Source organism: Arthrobacter sp. Ms25 (assembly GCF_059090365.1).
On the sequence record NZ_JBNHFP010000002.1, the window covers coordinates 319,321 to 340,274 of the forward strand.

A 20,954-nucleotide genomic window follows, 5' to 3' on the forward strand; every position below is an offset into this window, starting at 1 on the left:
AGAATAGCGGAGGGATCCGCCGGAGCCGGGACCTGCACACTTTCCCCGCATCAGCCATATCAATCGGCGCGTTTATATTGAAAGATGGTTCCACCCGAGGAAACGCAGCGTTGCGCTTCCGCTGAGAGGCTGCCATGAAGATTGCTTTGTTCGCCACCTGCATTGTGGACGCGATGTATCCCTCCACCGCCCGCGCCACGGTGTCCATCCTCGAACGGCTGGGCCACGACGTCGTTTTCCCTGCCGGCCAGGCCTGCTGCGGGCAGATGCATCTGAACTCCGGGTACTTCCCCGAGGCAGTGCCGGTGGTCCGCAACCACGTGGAAGCGTTTGAAGCCCAGGAGTACGACGTCGCCGTGGCGCCTTCGGGTTCCTGTGTCGCCTCGGTGAAGCACCAGCACGCCATGCTGGCCCGCTCCATTGGCGACCCGGATCTGGAAGCCCGGGCCACCGCCGTCGGCGCCCGGACCTACGAACTCTCCGCCCTGCTGACCGATGTCCTGGGCGTCACGGACGCCGCGGAGCAGCTCGGCTCCTGGTACCCGTACCGGATTACCTACCACCCCAGCTGCCACGGCATGCGGCTGCTGCGGCTGGGGGACCGGCAGGCCAACCTGCTCCGCACGGTGGAAGGCCTGGAACTGGAACAGCTGCCGGAGGCGGACCAGTGCTGCGGCTTCGGCGGGACCTTCTCCCTCAAGAACGCGGAGGTCTCCTCGGCCATGCTCGCGGATAAGAATGCGAACATCACTGCCACCGGCGCCCAGCTGTGCAGCGGCGGCGACGCGTCCTGCCTGATGCACATCGGCGGGGGCCTGTCGCGGGAAGGCAGCAGCATCTCCACCCTGCACTTCGCCGAGATCCTGGCCAGTACCCGCGAGCACCCGGCGCCGCCGCCGGACTCCATCCGCGGCGGAGCTCCGGATGCCGCCAACGTCATGCGAAAGGCCGGACAATGAGCAACACTTTTCTGGGCATGCCGGGGGTTCCGGTGTTCGGCAGCGGCAACCTGCACACCGCTGAACCCTTTCCCCAGGCCGCGCGGCGGGAACTGGACAACACCCAGCTGCGCGCCAACCTCGGCCACGCCACGCACACCATCCGGGACAAGCGGCTGCGGGTGGTGGCCGAGCTGCCGGACTGGGAGGACCTGCGCGAAGCCGGCAGCGCCACCAAAGCCGCAGTGATGGCACAGCTGCCGGAACTGCTTGAGCAGTTCGAGGCGAACTTCACCGCCCGCGGGGGCGTGATCCACTGGGCACGGGACGCCGCGGAAGCCAACCGGATAGTCCGGGACCTCATCCGTGACGCCGGGGCGGACGAGGTGGTCAAGGTGAAGTCCATGGCCACCCAGGAAATCGGGCTCAACGAATACCTTGAAGAGCAGGGCATCTCCGCGTTCGAAACGGACCTGGCGGAACTGATAGTGCAGCTGGACCATGACAAGCCCAGCCATATTCTCGTACCTGCCATCCATAAGAACCGCAGCCAGATCCGGGACATCTTCCTGCGCGAGATGCCCGACGTCGATCCGGGCCTCACGGACACCCCGGCACGGCTGGCCGAAGCGGCCCGGCTGCACCTGCGCCGGAAGTTCCTCTCCGCGAAGGTCGCCATTTCCGGTGCGAACTTTGCGCTGGCCGATACCGGGACGCTCGCCGTCGTCGAATCCGAAGGCAACGGGCGGATGTGCCTGACCTTGCCGGAAACCCTGATCACGGTCATGGGGGTGGAGAAGCTGCTGCCCTCGTGGACGGACCTGGAAGTGTTCATGCAGCTGCTCCCGCGTTCCTCCACCGGGGAACGGATGAATCCCTACACGTCGCTGTGGACCGGAGTAACCCCGGGCGACGGACCGCAGAACGTGCACCTGGTGCTGCTGGACAACGGACGCAGCGCGGCGCTCGCGGACGAGATGGGGCGCTCGGCCCTGCACTGCATCCGCTGCAGTGCCTGCATGAATGTCTGCCCGGTGTACGAACGGACCGGCGGGCACGCCTACGGTTCCACCTATCCCGGACCTATCGGCGCAATCCTCTCGCCGCTGCTGACCGGAATTACCTCGGAGGAAAACGCCTCGCTGCCCTATGCGTCCTCCCTGTGCGGAGCCTGCTACGACGCCTGCCCGGTGAAGATCAACATCCCGGAGATCCTGGTGCACCTGCGTTCGGAGGACGTTGAGAGCCGGCGGGGGCAGAAAAAGGTGCCGGGGCAGATGGACGCGGCCATGAAGGCAGCGTCATGGATGATGGGCGCGGGCCGGCGGATGGCCCTGGTGGAGAAAGCGCTTCCCTTGGGAAAGCTGGCCGCGGGTCCGGACCGGAAAATCAAAAAGCTTCCCGGCATTGCCGCCGGGTGGACGAGGAGCCGCGACCTGCCGGCTCCGCCTGCGCAGTCCTTCCGGGATTGGTGGGCTCGGGAACATGATGGCACTGCGGCGAAAGAGAAGGCATGAGCGCCCGTACGGAAATCCTGAACCGGCTGCGGCAGGCCCTGCATGATGCCCCGGCTGTTCCGGAGGTTCCGCGGAAGTACCGGCACACGTCGGACCTGAATGAAGACGAGCTCATTGAACTGCTCAGCGACCGGCTGCTGGATTACAAGGCAGGCGTCAGCGTGGTGGATGAAGCATCGGTCCCCGCGCGGGTAGCCGAACTGCTGGGCGGGCGCAGCTACGTGGTTCCTGCGGGGCTGGACGAGCGCTGGACCGCGCTGGCCCCCGGGAGGGTGGTGGATTCGCCGGAGGACCCGTTGAGCGTAGAGCAGCTCGACGGCATCGATGCCGTTGTCACCGGCAGCGCAGCGGCTGTGGCGGAAACCGGAACGATCATCCTGGACGGCAGCCCGGGGCAGGGCCGGCGGGCGTGTTCACTGATTCCGGATCACCATGTGTGCCTGGTCCGCGCATCGGACATTGCCGGGGTGCTTCCCGAAGCGGTGCGGCGGCTGGACGTCACCCACCCGTTGACCTGGATCAGTGGTCCAAGTGCCACCAGCGACATTGAACTGGAGCGAGTGGAGGGCGTGCACGGACCGCGGAAGCTGGACGTGGTGATCATTCGGAGCTGACCCTGTTCGAAAGCTAGGCGGCGAGCAGGCCCGCGGTGCGGGTCAGGTCTTCGCGCAGGTCTTCACCCCGGGAAATCACCTTCTTCGGCGACGGCCCGGGCAGGGCGGAGACGCCGGTGACCTCCGCCAGGAAAGCAACCGTCGAGTGCAGTGTTTCCATTGCCTCGGGGCGGTGCAGCTGGAACTGGTATTCATGTCCCAGCTTCGGCTTGTAGCCGTCCGGCCAGAATTTCCGCCGGACGGGAACCCCCACGTCCTGGAGCCGGTCTGCCAGGGACATCGACTGCGCGCGGGTCAGGTTGTCGCCGTTGCCGCCGGAAATGTAGGTGGGCGGAAAGCGGTGGTCCACGTGCCTCGGAATGCACATGTGATCGGCCGCCGGGGTGCCTGCCCAGCGCCGGGACCCGGTGTAGGCCCACAATGCCTTCCTCAGCCCCCAGCCCACCGGACCGGCCATGCGGGCCACCGATTGCAGATCGAAGACACCGCAGTGGAGCACCATCCCGCGCAGCTGGCCGGGGCCGGCCGCGGGAAGGACCCCGGTGTCCCGGGCATAGTCCGGATTGGTGATCACCAGCGCGAGCTGTGCGGCCAGCTGCGCACCGGCCGAATCGCCGGCCAGCACAATCCGGTTCGGGTCCAGCCCGTAGCGGTCGGCGTGTTCGCGGATGAAGCCCAGTGCTGCGTTCAGCTCCGTCACGGCCGTCGGATAGATGACTTTGGGCGAGACGGAATAACCGACCCCAAGGACGGCGTAGCCGAACCCGGCGAGGACCTTGAGATACGGAGCCACATCGTCCTTGGAGCCCGAGATCCATGCCCCGCCGTGGATCCACATCACCACCGGGAGCGGTTGCCGGTCCGGATCGTCGGGAAGGAACAGGTCAAGGGAAGGTTTTCCGGCGGATCCCAGATAATGCAGGTCCCGGTGTCCGGTCACCGTAAAACGGGGGATATGGGGAAGGACCTTCTTCACCGGAACCCGGCCTGCACCGGCAAAGACTCCGCGGATGAGCAGCGCGGCCGGGCGGGGATCCCGCTGGAGTGCGGCAGCGGCGCTGATTCCGGCAGCGGCGGCCACCCCGGCCAGGAGCCCCGCCGCCGTGAGCGAGGAGAGCTTCATGCCCCTAAGCTAAATCCCCCGCAACGGGCCCCTTCCGCCGGTTCCGCGCCGTTCGGGGGCTCGGGGCCGGCGGCTGCGAGGAAGGTCATGCCCGGTGGTGGTGGACGGTACAGCGTCCGCCAACGATGCTGCGGAGTGTGCCGGGCCGCTGCCGCGGGCGTTTTCGGCCACGGAAGCGCCCGGCACAACTCCCCAAGGTCAGCCCTGGCTGTTCCCCGTCCGCCAGCCGCCCTTGTACTCCTTGCGGACCGTTTCGGAGAACGGCACCGGGCTCACGGTGGCACGCACGTCGAGCTGCCGGTGCGGCTCCACCGTTGTCTTGGCGGTTCCGCCGTCCGGCTCGCCCCACACCACCCGAAGTTCGGCGCCCAGGGGTACCGACGGGTCGACCGTTGCCAGTGAGAGCCCGCGGCGTTCGTTTGCCGAGTAGCCGGTGAACATGGAGACGCCGACGACGTTCCCGTCCGCATCGATGACCGAGTCATAGTTGGAGGAGCCGTAGTTTGCCAGGGGAAGGTCGAAGTGCTTGTACGGCTCGTCGGTGCCCAGCGGCGAGGCCAGGATCTTCCCCAGGTCTTCGGCGTTCCAATCCAGCGTCACCTTGCGGCGCTGTGCCTGCGGGTCCATCTGTTCCAGGGCCTCCCGGCCGATGAAGTCGTGGTCGAACTTTACGAAGGACCCGTAGCCGAGTTCCCACGGGGTGAGGTAGTAGTCCTCGATGTTCGGGCTGACGAAGCTGCCGGCAATGGCGTTGGAGGCTTCGTAGCTGTCCGCGCCCAGCCACTCCCGGTAGGGCCGCAGCTCTTCGCCGGTGTAGATGGCGGGCAGCGGTGAGGGAATCCAGCCGGACTCCAGGGTGTTGGACGGGTACGCGCGGGCGCCGACGGCGGCCATCCCGTACTCCGCGCCGACCTCCATGATCGTGTCCCGGACCTTTTCATAGGACCCGTAGTTCCCCCAGATTTCCAGCCCCGGGGCTCCGGCCATGCCGTGGCGAAGCGTCCGGACCCGTTCGCCGGCAATGTTCATATGGTCCATGTTGAAAAACTTCAGCTGCTCCACAGAGGAACCGTTCAGTTTCTCGATGATCTGCCAGGCATTGGGACCCTGGATCTGGAACCGCCAGTACCGGCGGGACACCGGCCGTCCCATCGGCCGGGAGGGGGAGCGCCGGTCGACCTCGACCTCGAGGTCGTAGCCGCCGGTTTCGGCGTTGAAGAGCAGCCAGTTGGCCGCCGGTGCCCGTCCCACGTAGATGTACTCATCCTCATCCTCGTGGAAAAGGATGCCGTCTCCGATGACGTGGCCCGAGGGGCCGGTGGGAACGTACTGTTTCGCCTTGTTGACCGGGAAGTTCGCAACACTGTTGACCGCGGTGTCGGAGATCAGTTTCAGGGCATCAGGGCCTTTGATGAACAGGTTGTCCATATGGTGGGACTGGTCAAAGAGGACCGCAGTCTCACGCCAGGCCCGCTGTTCACTGCGCCAGTTGCTGAACTCCGGTGCTACGACGGGATAGATGTATGCGCCAATCTGGGAGTTGCGGAGCCGGTCCACCACATTCGTGCTCGCATCGAGGACTTCCTGCAGATTCTTAGGTGCCACGTTGAACCTCTTCTTCCCTGGAATATTCGGACGTTTCTTCTCCGTAGCCACGCCTCGGCCGGCCGGCGGACTCTTCACATCCGTCCTTGGCCGGCCCCCGAATGGCAGCACGAATTGTCCTGACCCTAGGGCCAACTCCGAGTGCTGTCGAGAGGCCCTCGGCGAAGCCCCCGGACCCGGACCTTGCAGAAGGGGCCGGATATCTCGCTGGCCGAGCAGGCCCAACGCGGTTAGGGTGCAGCTACCGACAGGGCGGCCGGGACCTGGCTTGCCCCCGGCTCACGGAAACTGGAGGGCACAATGAGGGGAATCGGTGTTGCCGCTGTGCTGGCGGCGGCGTTAGTAGGCATTGCGGGATGCGGTGGCGGTTCGCCGTCGGGCGAGACCGAAACGGAAGCCAGCGGAGATCTGGTGCCCATAGAAGTGGGCGTCATCCCCATTGTGGATGTGGCCCCCATCTACCTGGGGGTGGAGCAGGGCTTCTTCGAGGACGAGGGCCTGGAGCTGACCCTGACCCTGGCGCAGGGCGGCGCGGCGATTGTCCCGGCCGTAACCTCCGGGCAGATGGCGTTCGGCTTCTCGAACGTGACCTCCATGATCGTGGGCAAGTCCAAGGGCCTGCCCATCCGGATGGTGGCTCCGGGGGCCAGCACCACCGGCGACGTTGATGCGGACTTCGCCTCGGTGATGACGCTTCCCGGCAGCGGCATCGAGGAGATCGCGGATCTGGCGGGCAAGCGGGTGGGCGTAAATACGCTGAACAACATCTCGGATTCCACCATCTCCGAAGCCGTGAAGCAGGCCGGCGGCGACTACGAGAGCATCGAGTTCGTGGAGATGCAGTTTCCGGACATGCCCGCGCAGCTCGACGGCGGCAACGTGGACGCCATTGCCGCGGTGGAACCCTTCGTGACCATCACCGAAGCACAGGGAGCGGTTCCGGTGTTCTCCAACTACGCGGAGCCCATCAAGGACCTCACCGTGGCCGTGTATTTCACCTCGGACCAGTATGCCCAGGAAAACCCCGAAACTACGGAGAAGTTTGTCCGCGCGATGACGGCATCGCTGGAATACGCCGACCAGAATCCTGACGAGGTACGCGCAGTCCTCCCGACCTATACTTCCCTGGAGCCCGATGTCATCGAGGAGCTGACCCTGCCCAGGTACTACGGCGAAATCAACGAGGATTCGCTGGCGGAGGTTGCGCGCATCTCACGTGACCGCGGCCTGATCGAGGAAGAACCCGATCTCGAAACCCTTCTGCCCCAGTCGCAGTAGGGTCTAGTTCCGATAGGCGTGCACCCAGTCCGCCGTGGTCTTGATCCCGCCGAAGGTGTAGAAATGCAGCCGGACATCGCCGTGGACTGCGGGCGAAAGTGCCTGGGCCAGGTCCTGGATGAACCGGTCCGGTCCGGCCGTGCCGAGCAGATTGGTCAGGGAAAAGCCGTACTTGTGCGCGATTCCCGCCGAGGAGGCAACGCCGAACCGGCGGGCGTAACCGAGGAGCCGCTTTACGCCCGCCGGGCCGGGGACACCGATCCGGACGGGGGCGTTCACGCCGCGGCTGCGGAGTTCCTCCAGCCAGGTCAGGACCGGCGCCACGTCGAAGCCGAACTGCGTGGTGATCGAGGCCTCCAGTCCGTCCTGGTCCAGCGCGCGGATCTTGTCTTCCAGGGCGGTCCAGAGGGTGCCGCCATCGATATCCGGATGTCCTTCGGGATAGCCGCTGATGCTGACTGACCGGACCCCGTGCCCGGGCAGCAGCCCGCTGCGGATCACGGACAGCGCATCCGGAAAGGGGCCCAGCGGGGACACCGGATCTCCGCCGACCACGAAGAGTTCATGCGCGGCGTCCGCTTCCCGGAGCGCCGTCAGGAATTTGCCGAGGTCTTCCCGGGATTCCAGCCGCCGCGCGGAAACATGCGGGACGGGAATCCACCCGCCGGCGCGGACGGCCGCAGCAGCGGCAACGCGCATCGGCAGGTCCTCGTTGCCCAGGAACGTGACGTTGATCCGCGTGCCGGAGGGGATGGAATGCTGCGCTTCCTGAAGTGCACCAATGTCCTTCCCGGTCATCTCGAGCGAGAAGCCGGTGAGGAGGCGGGTGGCGGCGGAGGGCGTTTGGGCGGGGTCTGCGGTCATGCGCGATACCCTAGCGACCGGCGAAACCGGTGTCCACGGTTCGCTCCGGCACCGGAACAGCCCGCAGCCTAGAAGGAGCCCGAACTGCCCGAACCGGAGAAGCTGCCGCCGCTGCTCCCGTAGCCGGTGGTGCTGCTCGAATCGGTCCGCACCGAACTGACTGCGGAGGTCCCGGACGCGAGACCGGTGTTGAACGTCCCCACGGAGTACCACGCGTAGTAGGGGAAAACGGTATCCAGGATGCCGGGACGGTAGCCCTCCCGGGTGCCGGGCCGGCTGGTGCCGTTTTTCACCAGCGCATCGCGCATCAGCCCGCGTTCCTTCTCATTCCGGGCGTAGCCGGCGATGACCGTTTCCGAGTGGTTCTTCAACAAATCCGAAAGCTCGCTGCGGGCATCCCGCAGCAGGTCCAGGGCCGTCTCGGGGCTGATGCTTCCCTGCGAAAGCTCCGCCGCCCAGCTGTGAAGGTCCTGCCGCACGCGCGCCCGGAACGCTACGAGCGCCGCCGCAGTCGAGGATTCCTTGTGCCCTTCGTCGGAGTCCAGCAGGTCGTCGAGCTTGTCCAGGTCGGCTTCGAACGGTGCCACCTGCCGGTCCCAGGCACGCTCCCACCCGTGCGCCTTGTTGAGCAGGGCATTGGTGTCCGCGATAACGTCATCCAGGCCGTCCAGCTCCGTTGCCGTGTCCGCGTAGCCTTCAATGACGGAGGTGCTGCTGCGCTTGCGCAGATCCTTGGCCGGAAGGTCGTGGGCAGCGTTGTTCTGCTTGGTCGCCGCGTTGTACCGGGATGTGAAGGTGCGGTACTGCTCCAGGACCTTGGCGCCGTAGGCAGACTCGGAGGGAATGGTCCGGGCGTTCACCTCGGTGGCCTCAAGGTCTCGGGTAACGCTGGAATAGGCGGCATCGGCGTCCTTAAGCAGCTCGCTGTTTTTTCTCCCGCGGCGGCGCCGGATGCCGACGCCGACCCCCGCACCTGCCAGTACCGCAACACCGCCTACTACCGAGGCTCCGATGAAGCCGTCCGAGGCGTACCAGGGCTGGTTAATCAGGTCGGCCGCTTCTTCGGTGGCCGCGATGGTGCCGTCGGTCCACTGGGCTTCGCGGAAAAGGTCCGTGACGTCTTCGCGGATGTCTTCCTGCTGGTCCAGGGAAATCTTCCGGTCTTCGCCGAAGTAGGTGCCGATGTGCCGGCCCACGGGATCAAGCGCGAAGATGAACAGGCCGTCCGCCCATTTCTGTCCGTCGTCGCTGAGCCATTCCGGGCGCTCGGCCCGCGCGAAGCGCAGGAGATCCTCGTTCAGGTTCGCCTCGCTGGTGCCGTTGTAGGTGTAGACCGCCACGGTGGTCGGATCACGGAACTCGATCTCTTCGAGCGCCGGAATCAGTGTGGTGGCATCCAGCACCCCCGCGGTGTCCTCGACAACCACATCTTTCGGCGTCACCGCCGCGGCGGACGGCGCGCCGATAAGGACAACGCCGAAGACGGAGAACAGGAACAGCAGGGCTGTCGATACGCGGTGCACGGTTTCCCCTCATGATGAACAGTGGTGCCCCTGAGTCTAACGAGTGTGCACCCCGCGGGGCCCCTGGATTTACGGCAGCATCCACTCCAGGACCGGGGTGGACTGCAGGTAGACCAGGATGCACAGGGCCAGGAGCAGCAGCACGCTCCAGCCGACCACCTTGCGCAGCAGCACCGATTCCTGGCCGCTCATGTTCACCGCGGCGGCCCCGATGGCCAGGTTCTGCGGGCTGATCAGCTTGCCCATGACACCGCCGCCGGTGTTGGCGGCGACCATCAGCTGCGGATCAAGTCCGGCTTCAAGGCCGGCCGTCTGCTGCAGCTTGGCAAAGAGCGCGTTGGCGGAGGTGTCGGAACCCGTCACTGCAGTGCCGATCCAGCCGAGCACGGGGGAGAGGAAGGCGAAGAAGCCCCCGGTAGCCGCGAGCCACGTACCGATGGATACCGTCTGCCCGGAAAAGTTCATCACGTACGCCAGGGCCAGCACTCCGAGGATGGTCAGCGCCGCGGAACGCATCCGCACCGCCGTCGTCCAGATTTCCCGCACGGCCGCGCCCATGCTCAGCGGATACCGCCCGTTTTCGTTGAAGCGTGAATAGACCAGGGCGACGATCAGCCCCGTGATCAGCAGCAGGGTGCCGGGACTGATGAGCCATTCGAAGGAATAGACGGTGGAGGACTGTGTTTGGCCGTTGGCATCCAGCAGGGCTTCGTGCAGCACCGGCCACGGGATCTCGATGTTGGTCTTCGCCAGCGCTTCGGGCACGTCGATGCCCAGCGTCCACAGGTTCACAAAGCCGAAAATGACAATGACCGCCACATAGGGGAACAACGCCATCCATGCCCGTCCCGGAGTCAGGCGGTCCTCGGCGGTGTCATCCGCCGACGTCAGGACGTCCGACGCCGTTCCGGAACCGGCCGGGGTCCAGCCGTCCGCCCGCGCCTGCGCCAGTTCCGCCTTCATCCGCTCGCCGGCCTGCCCTCCGTTGCGGGGGTGCCAGAGCCGCAGGAACCCCACGGCGGCCAGCAGGGCCACAAGCGAGGCCACGATGTCGGTGAGTTCGTAGGAGAAGTAGTTCGAGCACAGGAACTGGAAGATCGAGAAAACGACGCCGGTGAACAGGGCGATGGGCCAGCAGTCCCGCAGGCCGCGGCGGCCGTCCAGGATGAACAGCAGGATCAGCGGGACAAACAGGGCCAGCACCGGTGTCTGCCGGCCCACCACGGAGCCGATTTCCTCCCCGGTGTAGTTGGTCAGGTTGGCGGCGGTGGTGATAGGGATGGCCAGGGCACCGAACGCCACCGGCGCGGTGTTGGCCACCAGCACCGCCGTGGCTGCACGGATCGGGGCGATACCCAAGGCCAGCAGCATGGTGACGGTGATGGCCACGGGGGCGCCGAACCCGGCGAGGGCCTCCAGCAGCCCGCCGAAGCAGAAGGCCACCAGGATGGCCTGCACCCTCAGGTCACCGCCGCCGATGGCATCAAAGACCCGGCGCAGATCCTCAAACCGGCCGCTGAGGACCGTCACCTGGTACAGCCAGACGGCCATGACGATGATCCAGACCACTGGGAACAACCCGAAGGCGGCGCCCTGCGTGGCCGAGAGCAGGGCCAGTCCGATCGGCATGCCGAAACCGAAGACGCCGACGGCGAGGGCAACGAGCAGCGCCCACGCGCCGGCCACGTAGGCCCGGGTCTTGGCGAAAGCGAGCAGGAAGAAGAACGTCAGCAGCGGCAGCAAGGCCACGAGGGCGGACAGCGCCACGCTGCTGAGGACCGGATTGGTGGTGGGGGTGAAGCTGTCCATGAAGACCTCCGCGCCGGCTGCGGAGCCGGCTTCAACGGATGGAGCTTCCCTGCCCGGCCGGCTGAACCGGTCCAACCGGGGAAGCGCTGGAACAAGCGTTCATTCAAGCGTACGGCGGTGTCTCAGGCTGGTAACCCCGTTGGCGCGGATTTAGCCGGCAGACACCGCACCGCGCTCCCGGTGATGGCGGACGTAGCCGCCGGTAGCCACGGCAATGGAAATGACGGCGGATACCGCCAGTCCGAGCCAGAGTCCGACGTTCAGGGTGGCAGCGCCGGCCAGGGCGCCGAGCAGGATCAGGGCAATGGCCAAGGCCCGCCGGACCCAGTACTGGCTGTTGCCGCCGGCCAGGCGCGAGTCCGAGGCCAGGCCCGTGATGGTGGAGGTCACCACCACCGTGGTGATCTCGGCGACCTTCAACCGCTTCGCCGTCGCTGCCTGCACACCCATCGCGGCGGCGAGCGTGGACGTGGTGATGCTGCCCAGCAGTTCGTTGCCCTGCACGTCGGCAACAGCAGTGAAGACTGCCAGTGCCGTAATCATCACCGCCACCAGGGCCAGCGAGAGCGAGGTGTGCCAGGACCAGCCCGCGGGACCCTTGCGCAGCATCCGTCCAGCAAGGGCGGCACCGACCATAAAGAAGACGAGCGCCAGGACGGGGCGCAGGATGGGCAGTTCGTCGCCCCCGGCAAAGGCCATGCCTAGGAGCACCACGTTGCCGGTCATGTTTCCGGTGAAGACCCGGTCCAGTCCGAGATAACCCACGGCATCAACCACCCCGGTGGAAAACGTCAGGGCCAGCATTAGCCACAAATGCAGCCGGTCGGTGGGTACTGCATTGAGTCGCTTCACTTTCGACATTTCTCCTTAACAATTAACCCGTTCGTAACAGATGTATACGAAGCTGTGGTTGTAATTTCGATTGTATTCAAAATTCCTGACGCAAGGAACGCCATGGCACCTCCACAGCGCACCACCCCACCCGTCGCCCGCCGTCGTACCCTGTCCCGCAATCTCACCGCGGCGGCGCTGGTGATGCTGGCCGTCAGCGGCTGCCGGCCCGTTCAGGCATTGGAACCGGCACCGGAACGGACCAACGTTCCTGCCGCGGTCATCGGCGACCGGGAAATTATCGAGGGCGGTGACCTGGTCATGGCGCTCTCTGCCGAACCGGACCGCCTGGATCCCACCACCTCGTCCTCGCTCTACACCCGGTATGTCATGCAGACGATGTGCCAAAAGCTCTATGACATCGACGCGGACGGGGAACTGGTGCCGCAGCTGGCCACCGCGCTGCCCGAGGTGTCCGACGACGGACTCACCGTCACCATCCCGCTGCGCGACGACGCCGTGTTTGCCGACGGAACCCCGTTCAACGCCGAAGCCGTCCGGACCACCCTGGAGCGGCACCTCACCATGACCGGTTCCACCCGCAAGGGCGAGCTGGGACCCATCACCGGCATCACGGCCGTGGACGACAGCCATGTGCAGGTCAGCTACGGGAAACCGTTCGCACCGCTCACCGCTGCGCTGGCCGACCGCGCCGGCATGATGCTCTCGCCCCGGGCGGTCGCTGAAAACGGCGACAAGTTCGGCGACCATCCGGTCTGCGTGGGCCCGTTCAAATTCGCCGAGCGCGTGCCGCAGACCTCCATCCGGGTGGAGCGCGATCCGCTGTATTACGACGCCGGCAACGTCCACCTGGACAGCATCACGTACCGGATCATGACGGACGCGAATATCCGTGCCGCCAACCTGCGCTCCGGCGACGTCCAGGCTGCGGACACCATTTCCCCGCAGGACGTGGACGCCCTGCTGCAGGAAGAGGGCATCGGGGTGCTGCAGACTTCGTCCCTGGGCTACCAGGGACTCACCCTGAACCTCGGCAACGTCAACGGCACCGGGGAGGAACCCGGCGTCATCGACACCCCGCTGGCACAGAACGCGGCAGTGCGGATGGCACTGTCCATGTCGATTGACCGTGAAGCGCTGGTCAACACGGTCTTCAACAGCTGGTTTGAACCTGCGTGTTCCCCGATCTCTCCCGACAGCCCGTATTCCTCAGAGGCCAGCGAGGCCTGCCCGCCGTTCGACCCCGAAGCGGCGCGGAAACTGCTGGAGGACAGCGGCGCCCCCGTTCCCTACCCGCTCACCGTGCAGGTCACCAACAGCCCGGACACCCTGCGCTACGCCCAGGCGCTGCAGGCAGCAGTCGCCGAAGGAGGCTTCGACCTGACCGTCCAGCCCGTGGAATACTCCACCCTGCTGGACGTCCAGACCCGCGGCGACTTCGAAGCCCTGCAGCTGGGCTGGTCCGGGCGGATCGACCCGCACGGCAACATGTCCAACTTCCTGAGCACCCAGGCCGGGAACAACTACTCCGGCTACAGCGACCCCGAGGTGGACGAGCTGCTGGTCCGGGCCGCCCAGTCGACCGACAGCGGAGAGCGGGCGGCGCTCTACGGGCAGGTCGTGGAACGGGTGCAGGAAGACAACCCGATCCTCTACCTGTACCGCCAGCGCAGCCTCACCGCCTACACCACTAATATCGCCGGCGTGGCCACCTACCCGGACGGCGTCGTCCGGCTCGGCAACGCGGCCTTCGTGAAAGAAGAGGACTGAGCATGCTGCGCTACCTTGGCACCCGGCTGTGGCAGTCGGCCATGACGCTGGTCCTGGCTTCCCTGGTCATTTTCATCGGCGTCCGCCAGCTGCCGGGCGATCCGGCCCTGGCCATGGCGGGGGAGGAGGCCACACCCGAACAGGTGGAGGCCGTCCGCGAGCAGCTCGGCCTGAATGAATCGCTGCTGACCCAGTACCTGAAGTTCATCGGAAACATGTTCCGCGGCGACTTCGGCGAATCCACCCGCACCGGCACCCCGGTCACGGAACTGATCGCCACCACCCTCCCGGTCACCCTGTGGCTGTCGGCATACGCGATATTGGTGGCCGTGGTGGTCGGCATCCTCTTCGGCGTCATTGCCGAGCGGTTCCGCGGCCGCTGGCCGGAATGGACGGCCAACGGCTTCGCGCTGGTGGGCCTGTCGGTGCCGAACTTCTGGCTCGGGATCCTCGCCATCCTCTACCTGGCCGTCACCCTTGGCTGGTTCCCGGCGTCCGGTTACGTGGACGTAGTCGAGAACCCGGTCAAGGGACTGTACTACCTCACCCTGCCGGCGCTGATCCTGGGCACCGGACTGGCCGCGGTGATCATGCGGCAGACCCGGGCCTCCATGATCGAGACCATGAGCACCGACTATGTACGCACTGCACGGGCCAAGGGCCTGAGCCGGGGCCGGGTCCTGATGCGCTACGGGCTGCGGAACTCGCTGATTGTGGTGGTCACCATTGTCGGCCTGCAGTTGGGCGGACTGATTTCCGGGGCGGTGGTCACCGAGCGGATCTTCGGACTGCCCGGCTTCGGCAAACTCACCCTGGACGCCGTCTTCACCCGCGACTATCCGGTGATCCAGGCAGTCGTGCTGATCATCACCGTCTCCTACATTGTCATCAACCTGGCAGTGGACCTTTTGTACTCCCTGATCAATCCCCGCATCCGAGTCGGAGGAAGCAACTGATGACCGTTATCGAAACCAGCGCCCCGGTGGGGTCCCCCGCGGAAGGGCTGGGCTCCGGCCGGGGACGCGTCCTGAAGTCCCTGCTGCACAACCCGCTCGGCCTCACCGGCGGCATCCTGCTTGCCCTGGTGCTCCTGGCCGGCATCCTGGCCCCGCTGCTGGCGCCGTACAGCCCGTCACAGGTGCACTTCGACACGCCTTTCCAGCAGCCGGGCACGGTCGGGTTCCTGCTCGGCACCGATGACCTGGGCCGGGACATCTTCTCGCGGCTCCTCTTCGGCATCCAGGCCTCACTCAAGGTGGGGGTGCTCTCCGTGGCCCTCGCCGTCGTCATCGGCACCCCGCTGGGCCTGCTGGCCGGATACTGGCGCTGGCTGGACGCCTTTATCTCCCGCATCACCGATGTCACGCTGGCCTTCCCCTTCCTGATCATCGCCGTCGGCCTCGCCGCGATCAGCGGACCCAGCCTGACCAACGCTGCCATCGCCCTCGGCATCGCGCAGATCCCCACCATGATCCGCGTGGTCCGCGGCGAGACGCTGCGCATCAAGGAAAGCGACTTTGTGCTCGGGGCCAAAACCATGGACGCCTCCGGCCTGCGGATCATCTTTACCCATGTCCTGCCCAACGCGGCGTCCGCAGTGATCGTGCAGGCTACTGTGATCATGCCCGTGGCCGTGATCGGCGAGGCGCTGCTTTCCTTCCTCGGGCTGGGAATCCAGCCGCCCACCCCGAGCCTGGGCATCCTGCTCTCGGATGCCCAGCAGTACCTGTTCCGCTCGCCCACCGCCGCGATCTTCCCGGGCCTGGCGATCGCCGCGATCTGCCTGTCCTTCAACCTGTTCGGGGACGCCCTCCGGGACGCCCTGGACCCCACCAGCTCCAGCCGAAAGTGATTCCCATGACCTACACCGCTCCGAACTCTTTCACTACCCGGCCCACGCTCGAGGGCACCTTCGGCATGACCGCCTCCACGCATTGGCTGGCCACCGCCTCGGCCCAGGCCGTGCTGGAGCGCGGCGGCAACGCGTTCGACGCCGCCGTCGCCGGGGCCTTTGTGCTCCACGTGGTTGAACCGCACCTGAACGGGCCCGGCGGGGACATGACCGGCGTTTTCGCGACGGCGGAGGCTCCCTCCGAACCCGTGGTCCTGATGGGTCAGGGCCCGGCTCCCGCCGCCGCCACCCGCGGACATTACCTCGCCGAAGGCCTGGAACTGGTACCCGGCGCCGGCGCCCTGGCCGCGGCAGTACCCGCCGCCGTCGATGCGTGGCTGCTGCTGCTGCGCGACCACGGCACCTGGGAGCTGGGCGACGTCCTGGCCTTCGCGGTGGACTACGCCCGCTACGGACACCCGGTGGTCGGCCGCGTGGGCACCACCATCGAATCGGTGGCCGAGCTGTTCACCGAGCACTGGCCGACGTCGGCCGCCCAGTGGATGCCCGAAGGCCGCGCCCCGCGCGAGGGGGAAATCATCCGCAACGAGGCCTACGCCACGGTGCTGGACCGGCTGGTTTCGGCCGGCGCCGGCGCGGACGGACGGGCCGCACGGATCGATGCGGCCCGGCGTGAATGGCGTGAGGGGTTCGTCGCCCGCGCCGCCGTCGACTTCCTGGCCGCGCCGCACCGGCACTCCTCGGGCACCGACCACGCAGGCGTCATGACCCTGGCGGACTTCGCCGGCTTCGAAGCAGGCTACGAACCCGCCACCACCTTCGAATTCCGCGGCTACACCATCGCCAAGACCGGCGCCTGGGGGCAGGGACCGGCGCTGCTGCAGACCCTGGCCATCCTGGCCGGGTTCGAAGACGAACGCCTGGATCCGTCCACGGCGCTGGGTGCCCACACCATCCTGGAGGCGCAGAAACTGGCGATCGCGGACCGCGAGGCCTACTACGGAGATGCGCAGGTGCCGCTCGACTACCTGCTCAGCGAGGAATATGCCGCTCAGCGCCGTGCCCTGATCACGGACCGGGCGTCGCACGAATTCCGCCCGGGCACCGTACCGGGCCATGCTCCCTTTGTGCCGCCGCTGCGCACCGAATACCTGCCCCCGGCCCTGGCCGGAACGGGCAAGGGCTTCGCCGGCGCCGGCGAACCCACCGTGATGCCCACCGGCGAGACCCGCGGCGACACCTGCCACATCGACGTCGTCGACCGGTGGGGCAACATGGTCTCGGCCACCCCGTCCGGCGGCTGGCTGCAGTCCTCGCCGACCATCCCGGAACTGGGCTTCTGCCTCGGCTCGAGGCTGCAGATGACCTGGCTGGAGGAGGGCGCCCCGTCCACCCTGACCCCGGGAAAGCGCCCGCGCACCACGCTGACTCCCACCCTGGTGCTCAAGGACGGCAGGCCCGTGGTTGCCCTCGGCTCTCCCGGCGGCGACCAGCAGGACCAGTGGCAGCTGCTGTACCTGCTGCGCACCATCGTGGGCGGGTACACCCCGCAGCAGGCAGTGGACGCACCCGCCCTCCACACCACCTCGATCCCCGGATCCTTCTGGCCGCGGACCTGGACGCCCGGCGGAGCAGTGGTCGAAGACCGGCTGGGGGAGGACGTGATCGCGGAGCTGGAAGCCCGGGGCCACGTGATCACCCGGGCAGGGGACTGGGCCCTGGGCCGGCTCTCCTGCGTAGTCAGCGAACCGGAAACCGGTTTGCTCAAGGCAGCAGCAAATCCGAGGGGAGCGCAGGGCTATGCAGCAGGACGTTAAGGAAGAAACCCGGCCGGACGGTGCCGGCCCGCTGCTGGCCATCCGCGAACTGGAAGTCTGCTTCGGGGACAAAGCGCAGCCGGTCCTGCACCGGATCAGCTTCGAACTGGCGCGGGGTGAGCGGGTGGCCATCGTGGGGCAGTCCGGGTCGGGCAAATCCACCACCGTCGGCGCGGTCCTGCAGCTGCTGGCCGGCAGCGGCAGGATCTCGCACGGGTCCATCCTGCTCGACGGCGTCGACCTCGCCGCTGCCGGGGAAGCCGGGATGCGCTCCATCCGCGGTTGCCGGATCGGCCTGGTGCCGCAGGATCCGATGTCCAACCTGAACCCGTCGCTGAAGGTCGGCGCGCAGATCGTAGACGCCCTGGCGGCCAACGGGCTGCCCGGCGTCACGGACCGCTCCCGGGCCGGTATCCGGCGGCGCGCCGTCGAACTGATGAGCGAAGCCGGAATCCCGGAAGCGGAGCGCCGGTTCGGCCAGTATCCGCACGAATTCTCCGGCGGTATGCGCCAGCGGGTCCTCATTGCCATTGCCCTGGCCGGGGACCCGGACCTGATCATTGCCGACGAACCCACCTCCGCGCTGGATGTGACCGTGCAGCGCCAGATCCTCAACCACCTCCAGAAACTGGTGGATGCCCGCGGCACCTCGCTGCTGTTCATCACCCATGACCTGGGCCTGGCCGCGGACCGCACAGACAGGATCATCGTGATGGCGGACGGGCGGATCGTGGAGCAGGGCACGCCGCGGCAGATCCTGCTCGACCCGCAGGAGGACTACACGCGGGCGCTGGTGGCCGCCGCCCCGTCCGTCTCCGCCGCCCTGGCACCCGAACGCGGGTATGCCGCCGGGACCGGCGACCCCGCCGCTGCGGCCGGCGCGGTGGTGACCGTGCGGAACCTCGTGAAGGAGTTCCGCCTGCGCGGCCAGCGCGGCGGCACGGTGAAGGCCCTGAACGATGTGTCCTTCACCGTCGAACCCGGCACCACCACCGCCGTCGTCGGCGAATCCGGCTCCGGCAAGACCACAGTGGCGCGCATCCTGCTGGGACTGGAAACACCGACCAGCGGCGAAGCCCTGATCCGCGGTGAGAGCATCACCGCCAGCCGGGGCGCGGCCCGGCGGTCGCTGCGGCGGATGGTGCAGCCGGTGTTCCAGGATCCGTACGGCTCGCTGGATCCCACCTTCAGCATCGAGCGGCTGATCGACGAGCCGCTGCGCATTTTCGGGATCGGTGACCGTGCCTCCCGGCGGGCCCGGGTCGCGGAGCTGCTGGACCAGGTGGCGCTGCCGCGCAGCGTCGCCCAGCGCCGCCCGAACGAGCTGTCCGGCGGGCAGCGCCAGCGGGTGGCGATCGCGCGGGCGCTGGCACCGGAACCCGAGCTGCTGATCTGCGATGAGGCCGTGTCCGCTTTGGATGTGCTGGTGCAGGACCAGATCCTGGCACTGCTGGCCGAACTGCAGGAGAGACTGGGCCTGACCTACCTCTTTATCACCCACGACCTGGCGGTGGTCCGCCAGATTGCACATAAGGTTGTGGTTATGAAGTCCGGTTCAGTCATCGAGTGCGGCACCGCGGACCAGGTCTTCCTGGCTCCCGGAGCCGAGTACACGCAGGAGCTCCTCAGCGCCATTCCCGGAGCAGCTTTTGCCGGCTGACAGTGCACGGGCCAGTAAACAGCGGGTCCAGGACGAGATCCGGCGTGACATTATCTTCGGCCGGCTCTCGCCCGGAACCCGTGTCACCGAGGCGTCCCTGGCCGAGAAGTACGGGATGTCCCGGGTGCCGGTGCGGGAGGCGCTGCGGGCACTGGAGGCGGAGGGGTTCGTCGAGTCGCGGCCCTATGCCGGATCCACGGTGTCCGACATTCCGGTGGACGAGGCCGATGACCTCTTTGCCGTGCGTGCCGTGGTGGAACATGCCGCGGCACGCCGGGCTGCCCGGCGTGCCGCCCGCCAGTTCGCTGCCGGGACGCCGGATGAGACGTGGTGGGAGACCCGGCGGGAACTGGCGCAGATCCTGGACGCCGGCGACGCAGCCATCGCAGACGGGCGCCTGGATGTGTTGCCGGACCTGAACGTGCGCTTCCACCTCGCGGTGGCGGCCCTGGCCGAGAGCCGGTCGCTGACGGCGCTGCTGCGCCAGCTCGCGGGCAAGATCGAATGGCTGTACGCCACGGACGTGGACAACCGGGGCAAGGATTCCTGGGGTGAGCACCGGCACATCATGGCGGCGATCGACGCCGGGGATGACGCACGTGCCGCCGAGCTGATGGAAACCCATGTACAGCAGTCCCGCGCCGGCTATCTGAGCCGGTTCAGCCCGTCCTGACGGACGGCGGAGGTCCCGCCGTTCCGTTCAAACAGGTCCGAGCCTATAGTTCAAAAGGGGTTCATTCCTACTGTGAGCGAGGCTCTGCAATGGCGAATATCACCACCCGACCCGTCACCAAACTCGGCATCGTGGGAGCCGGAAGCGTCGGCACGTCCATGGCATACGCGGCCATTATCCGGGACACGGCCCGCGAGATCGTGATCTACGACATCGATGCCACCAGGGCTGAAGCCGAGGGGCTGGACCTGGCCCACGGTACACAGTTCACGGGCGCCAACACGGTCATAGGCGGCAACCATGTGGAGGACCTGGCCGGAGCAGACGTCATAGCGATTACCGCAGGGGCCCGCCAGCAGCCGGGCCAGAGCCGGCTGGACCTGGCCGGCGCCAACGTGCGGATCCTGGAGACCCTGATACCGCAGCTGATGGAACAGGCACCGGACGCCGTTTACATCATGGTGACCAACCCGGCCGATGTGCTTGCCGTGGCCGCCCAGAAAATCGGCGGCCTGCCGCGCAACCGGATCTTCTCCTCCGGCACCGTCCTGGACACCTCCCGCCTGCGGCTGCTGCTGGCCCGTGAAGCGCACGTGCTGATGACCAGCGTGCACGCCACCATCATCGGCGAACACGGCGACACCGAGTTCCCTGTCTGGTCCAATGCCACCATCGGACCGGTGCCGATCCGGGAATGGGAAATCAGCGGAAGACAGGTCTTCACCGATGACTTCCTGGCCGCTGCCACCGATGACGTGGTCAACGCCGCCTACAAGGTGATCGAAGGCAAAGGCGCAACCAACTATGCAATCGGACTGGCCGGAGTGCGGATCATTGAGGCGGTGTTGAACGCCGAAAACGCCGTCCTGCCGGTCGCGGCAACACTGGAGGGGGAGTACGGGATCAGCGGCGTTGCACTGTCCCTGCCCTCCATCGTGGGTCACAACGGCGTCTACAAGATGCTGGAGATGCCGCTGGATGAGGAAGAAGCCGGAAAACTGGCAGCGTCGGCCGAAACCCTGCGCAGCACCCTGGCCTCCCTGGGGATCTGACCCGCCC

General features: G+C 66.9%; 17 protein-coding genes. 11 read left to right on the plus strand and 6 right to left on the minus strand.

What is annotated here, in order from left to right:
* Positions 1-134 precede the first annotated feature (134 nt).
* From AC5RT8_RS06020 to AC5RT8_RS06030, 3 genes are read left to right on the plus strand one after another with little or no spacing between them, the layout of a single operon-like run.
* The gene (locus tag AC5RT8_RS06020) at positions 135-959 is read left to right on the plus strand and encodes a (Fe-S)-binding protein (RefSeq protein ID WP_494094805.1); all 825 of its coding nucleotides are present in this window, start codon (positions 135-137) and stop codon (positions 957-959) included.
* Positions 956-2,455 carry a LutB/LldF family L-lactate oxidation iron-sulfur protein gene (locus tag AC5RT8_RS06025; protein WP_494094806.1) on the plus strand — a complete coding sequence of 500 codons (1,500 nt, stop codon included), beginning with the start codon at positions 956-958 and terminating at the stop codon, positions 2,453-2,455. Before AC5RT8_RS06020 ends, AC5RT8_RS06025 begins: the two co-directional genes overlap by 4 nt.
* Positions 2,452-3,069 carry a LutC/YkgG family protein gene (locus tag AC5RT8_RS06030; protein ID WP_494094807.1) on the plus strand — a complete coding sequence of 206 codons (618 nt, stop codon included), beginning with the start codon at positions 2,452-2,454 and terminating at the stop codon, positions 3,067-3,069. The genes AC5RT8_RS06025 and AC5RT8_RS06030 overlap by 4 nt, the downstream gene beginning before the upstream one ends.
* Positions 3,070-3,082: 13 nt before the next feature.
* Here AC5RT8_RS06030 and AC5RT8_RS06035 read toward each other — a convergent pair whose 3' ends face one another.
* Positions 3,083-4,192: an alpha/beta hydrolase gene (locus AC5RT8_RS06035; protein WP_494094808.1), complete on the minus strand. Its 1,110-nt coding sequence runs from the start codon at positions 4,190-4,192 to the stop codon at positions 3,083-3,085.
* A gap of 198 nt (positions 4,193-4,390) precedes the next feature.
* Positions 4,391-5,797 (minus strand): vanillate/3-O-methylgallate O-demethylase, encoded by a 1,407-nt coding sequence (gene ligM / locus AC5RT8_RS06040; protein ID WP_494094809.1) that lies wholly within the window; start codon positions 5,795-5,797, stop codon positions 4,391-4,393.
* A gap of 300 nt (positions 5,798-6,097) precedes the next feature.
* On the opposite strand from ligM, the gene AC5RT8_RS06045 reads away from it, so the two are divergent.
* Positions 6,098-7,075 (plus strand): ABC transporter substrate-binding protein, encoded by a 978-nt coding sequence (locus AC5RT8_RS06045; protein ID WP_494094810.1) that lies wholly within the window; start codon positions 6,098-6,100, stop codon positions 7,073-7,075.
* 3 nt (positions 7,076-7,078) lie between these two features.
* On the opposite strand, the gene AC5RT8_RS06050 is transcribed toward AC5RT8_RS06045, so the two are convergent.
* The 4 genes from AC5RT8_RS06050 to AC5RT8_RS06065 form a co-directional block, all read right to left on the minus strand.
* Positions 7,079-7,939: a methylenetetrahydrofolate reductase gene (locus AC5RT8_RS06050; protein WP_494094811.1), complete on the minus strand. Its 861-nt coding sequence runs from the start codon at positions 7,937-7,939 to the stop codon at positions 7,079-7,081.
* 68 nt (positions 7,940-8,007) lie between these two features.
* Entirely contained in the window at positions 8,008-9,462 is a 1,455-nt protein-coding gene (locus AC5RT8_RS06055) for a DUF5129 domain-containing protein (RefSeq protein WP_494094812.1), read from the minus strand.
* A 69-nt stretch (positions 9,463-9,531) separates the two neighbouring features.
* Complete coding sequence (locus AC5RT8_RS06060; protein ID WP_494094813.1) at positions 9,532-11,271, minus strand: L-lactate permease; 1,740 nt, start codon at positions 11,269-11,271, stop codon at positions 9,532-9,534.
* Between the two features lie 150 nt (positions 11,272-11,421).
* Entirely contained in the window at positions 11,422-12,123 is a 702-nt protein-coding gene (locus AC5RT8_RS06065) for a YoaK family protein (RefSeq protein ID WP_494094814.1), read from the minus strand.
* Positions 12,124-12,225: 102 nt separating this feature from the next.
* On the opposite strand from AC5RT8_RS06065, the gene AC5RT8_RS06070 reads away from it, so the two are divergent.
* From AC5RT8_RS06070 to AC5RT8_RS06100, 7 genes are all read left to right on the plus strand, one after another.
* A complete protein-coding gene (locus AC5RT8_RS06070) occupies positions 12,226-13,893 on the plus strand; it encodes an ABC transporter substrate-binding protein (protein WP_494094815.1) in 1,668 nt (555 codons plus the stop codon).
* Between the two features lie 2 nt (positions 13,894-13,895).
* Positions 13,896-14,849: an ABC transporter permease gene (locus tag AC5RT8_RS06075; RefSeq protein WP_494094816.1), complete on the plus strand. Its 954-nt coding sequence runs from the start codon at positions 13,896-13,898 to the stop codon at positions 14,847-14,849.
* Positions 14,849-15,745, plus strand: coding sequence for an ABC transporter permease (locus AC5RT8_RS06080; protein WP_494094817.1), 897 nt, complete (start codon positions 14,849-14,851; stop codon positions 15,743-15,745). Before AC5RT8_RS06075 ends, AC5RT8_RS06080 begins: the two co-directional genes overlap by 1 nt.
* A 5-nt stretch (positions 15,746-15,750) precedes the next feature.
* Positions 15,751-17,562, plus strand: a complete 1,812-nt coding sequence (locus AC5RT8_RS06085; protein WP_494094818.1) for a gamma-glutamyltransferase family protein — start codon at positions 15,751-15,753, stop codon at positions 17,560-17,562.
* A complete protein-coding gene (locus tag AC5RT8_RS06090) occupies positions 17,546-19,222 on the plus strand; it encodes a dipeptide ABC transporter ATP-binding protein (RefSeq protein WP_494094819.1) in 1,677 nt (558 codons plus the stop codon). The genes AC5RT8_RS06085 and AC5RT8_RS06090 overlap by 17 nt, the downstream gene beginning before the upstream one ends.
* Positions 19,212-19,895 (plus strand): GntR family transcriptional regulator, encoded by a 684-nt coding sequence (locus tag AC5RT8_RS06095; protein WP_494094820.1) that lies wholly within the window; start codon positions 19,212-19,214, stop codon positions 19,893-19,895. Before AC5RT8_RS06090 ends, AC5RT8_RS06095 begins: the two co-directional genes overlap by 11 nt.
* A gap of 89 nt (positions 19,896-19,984) precedes the next feature.
* Positions 19,985-20,947, plus strand: coding sequence for an L-lactate dehydrogenase (locus tag AC5RT8_RS06100; protein WP_494094821.1), 963 nt, complete (start codon positions 19,985-19,987; stop codon positions 20,945-20,947).
* Positions 20,948-20,954 lie beyond the last annotated feature (7 nt).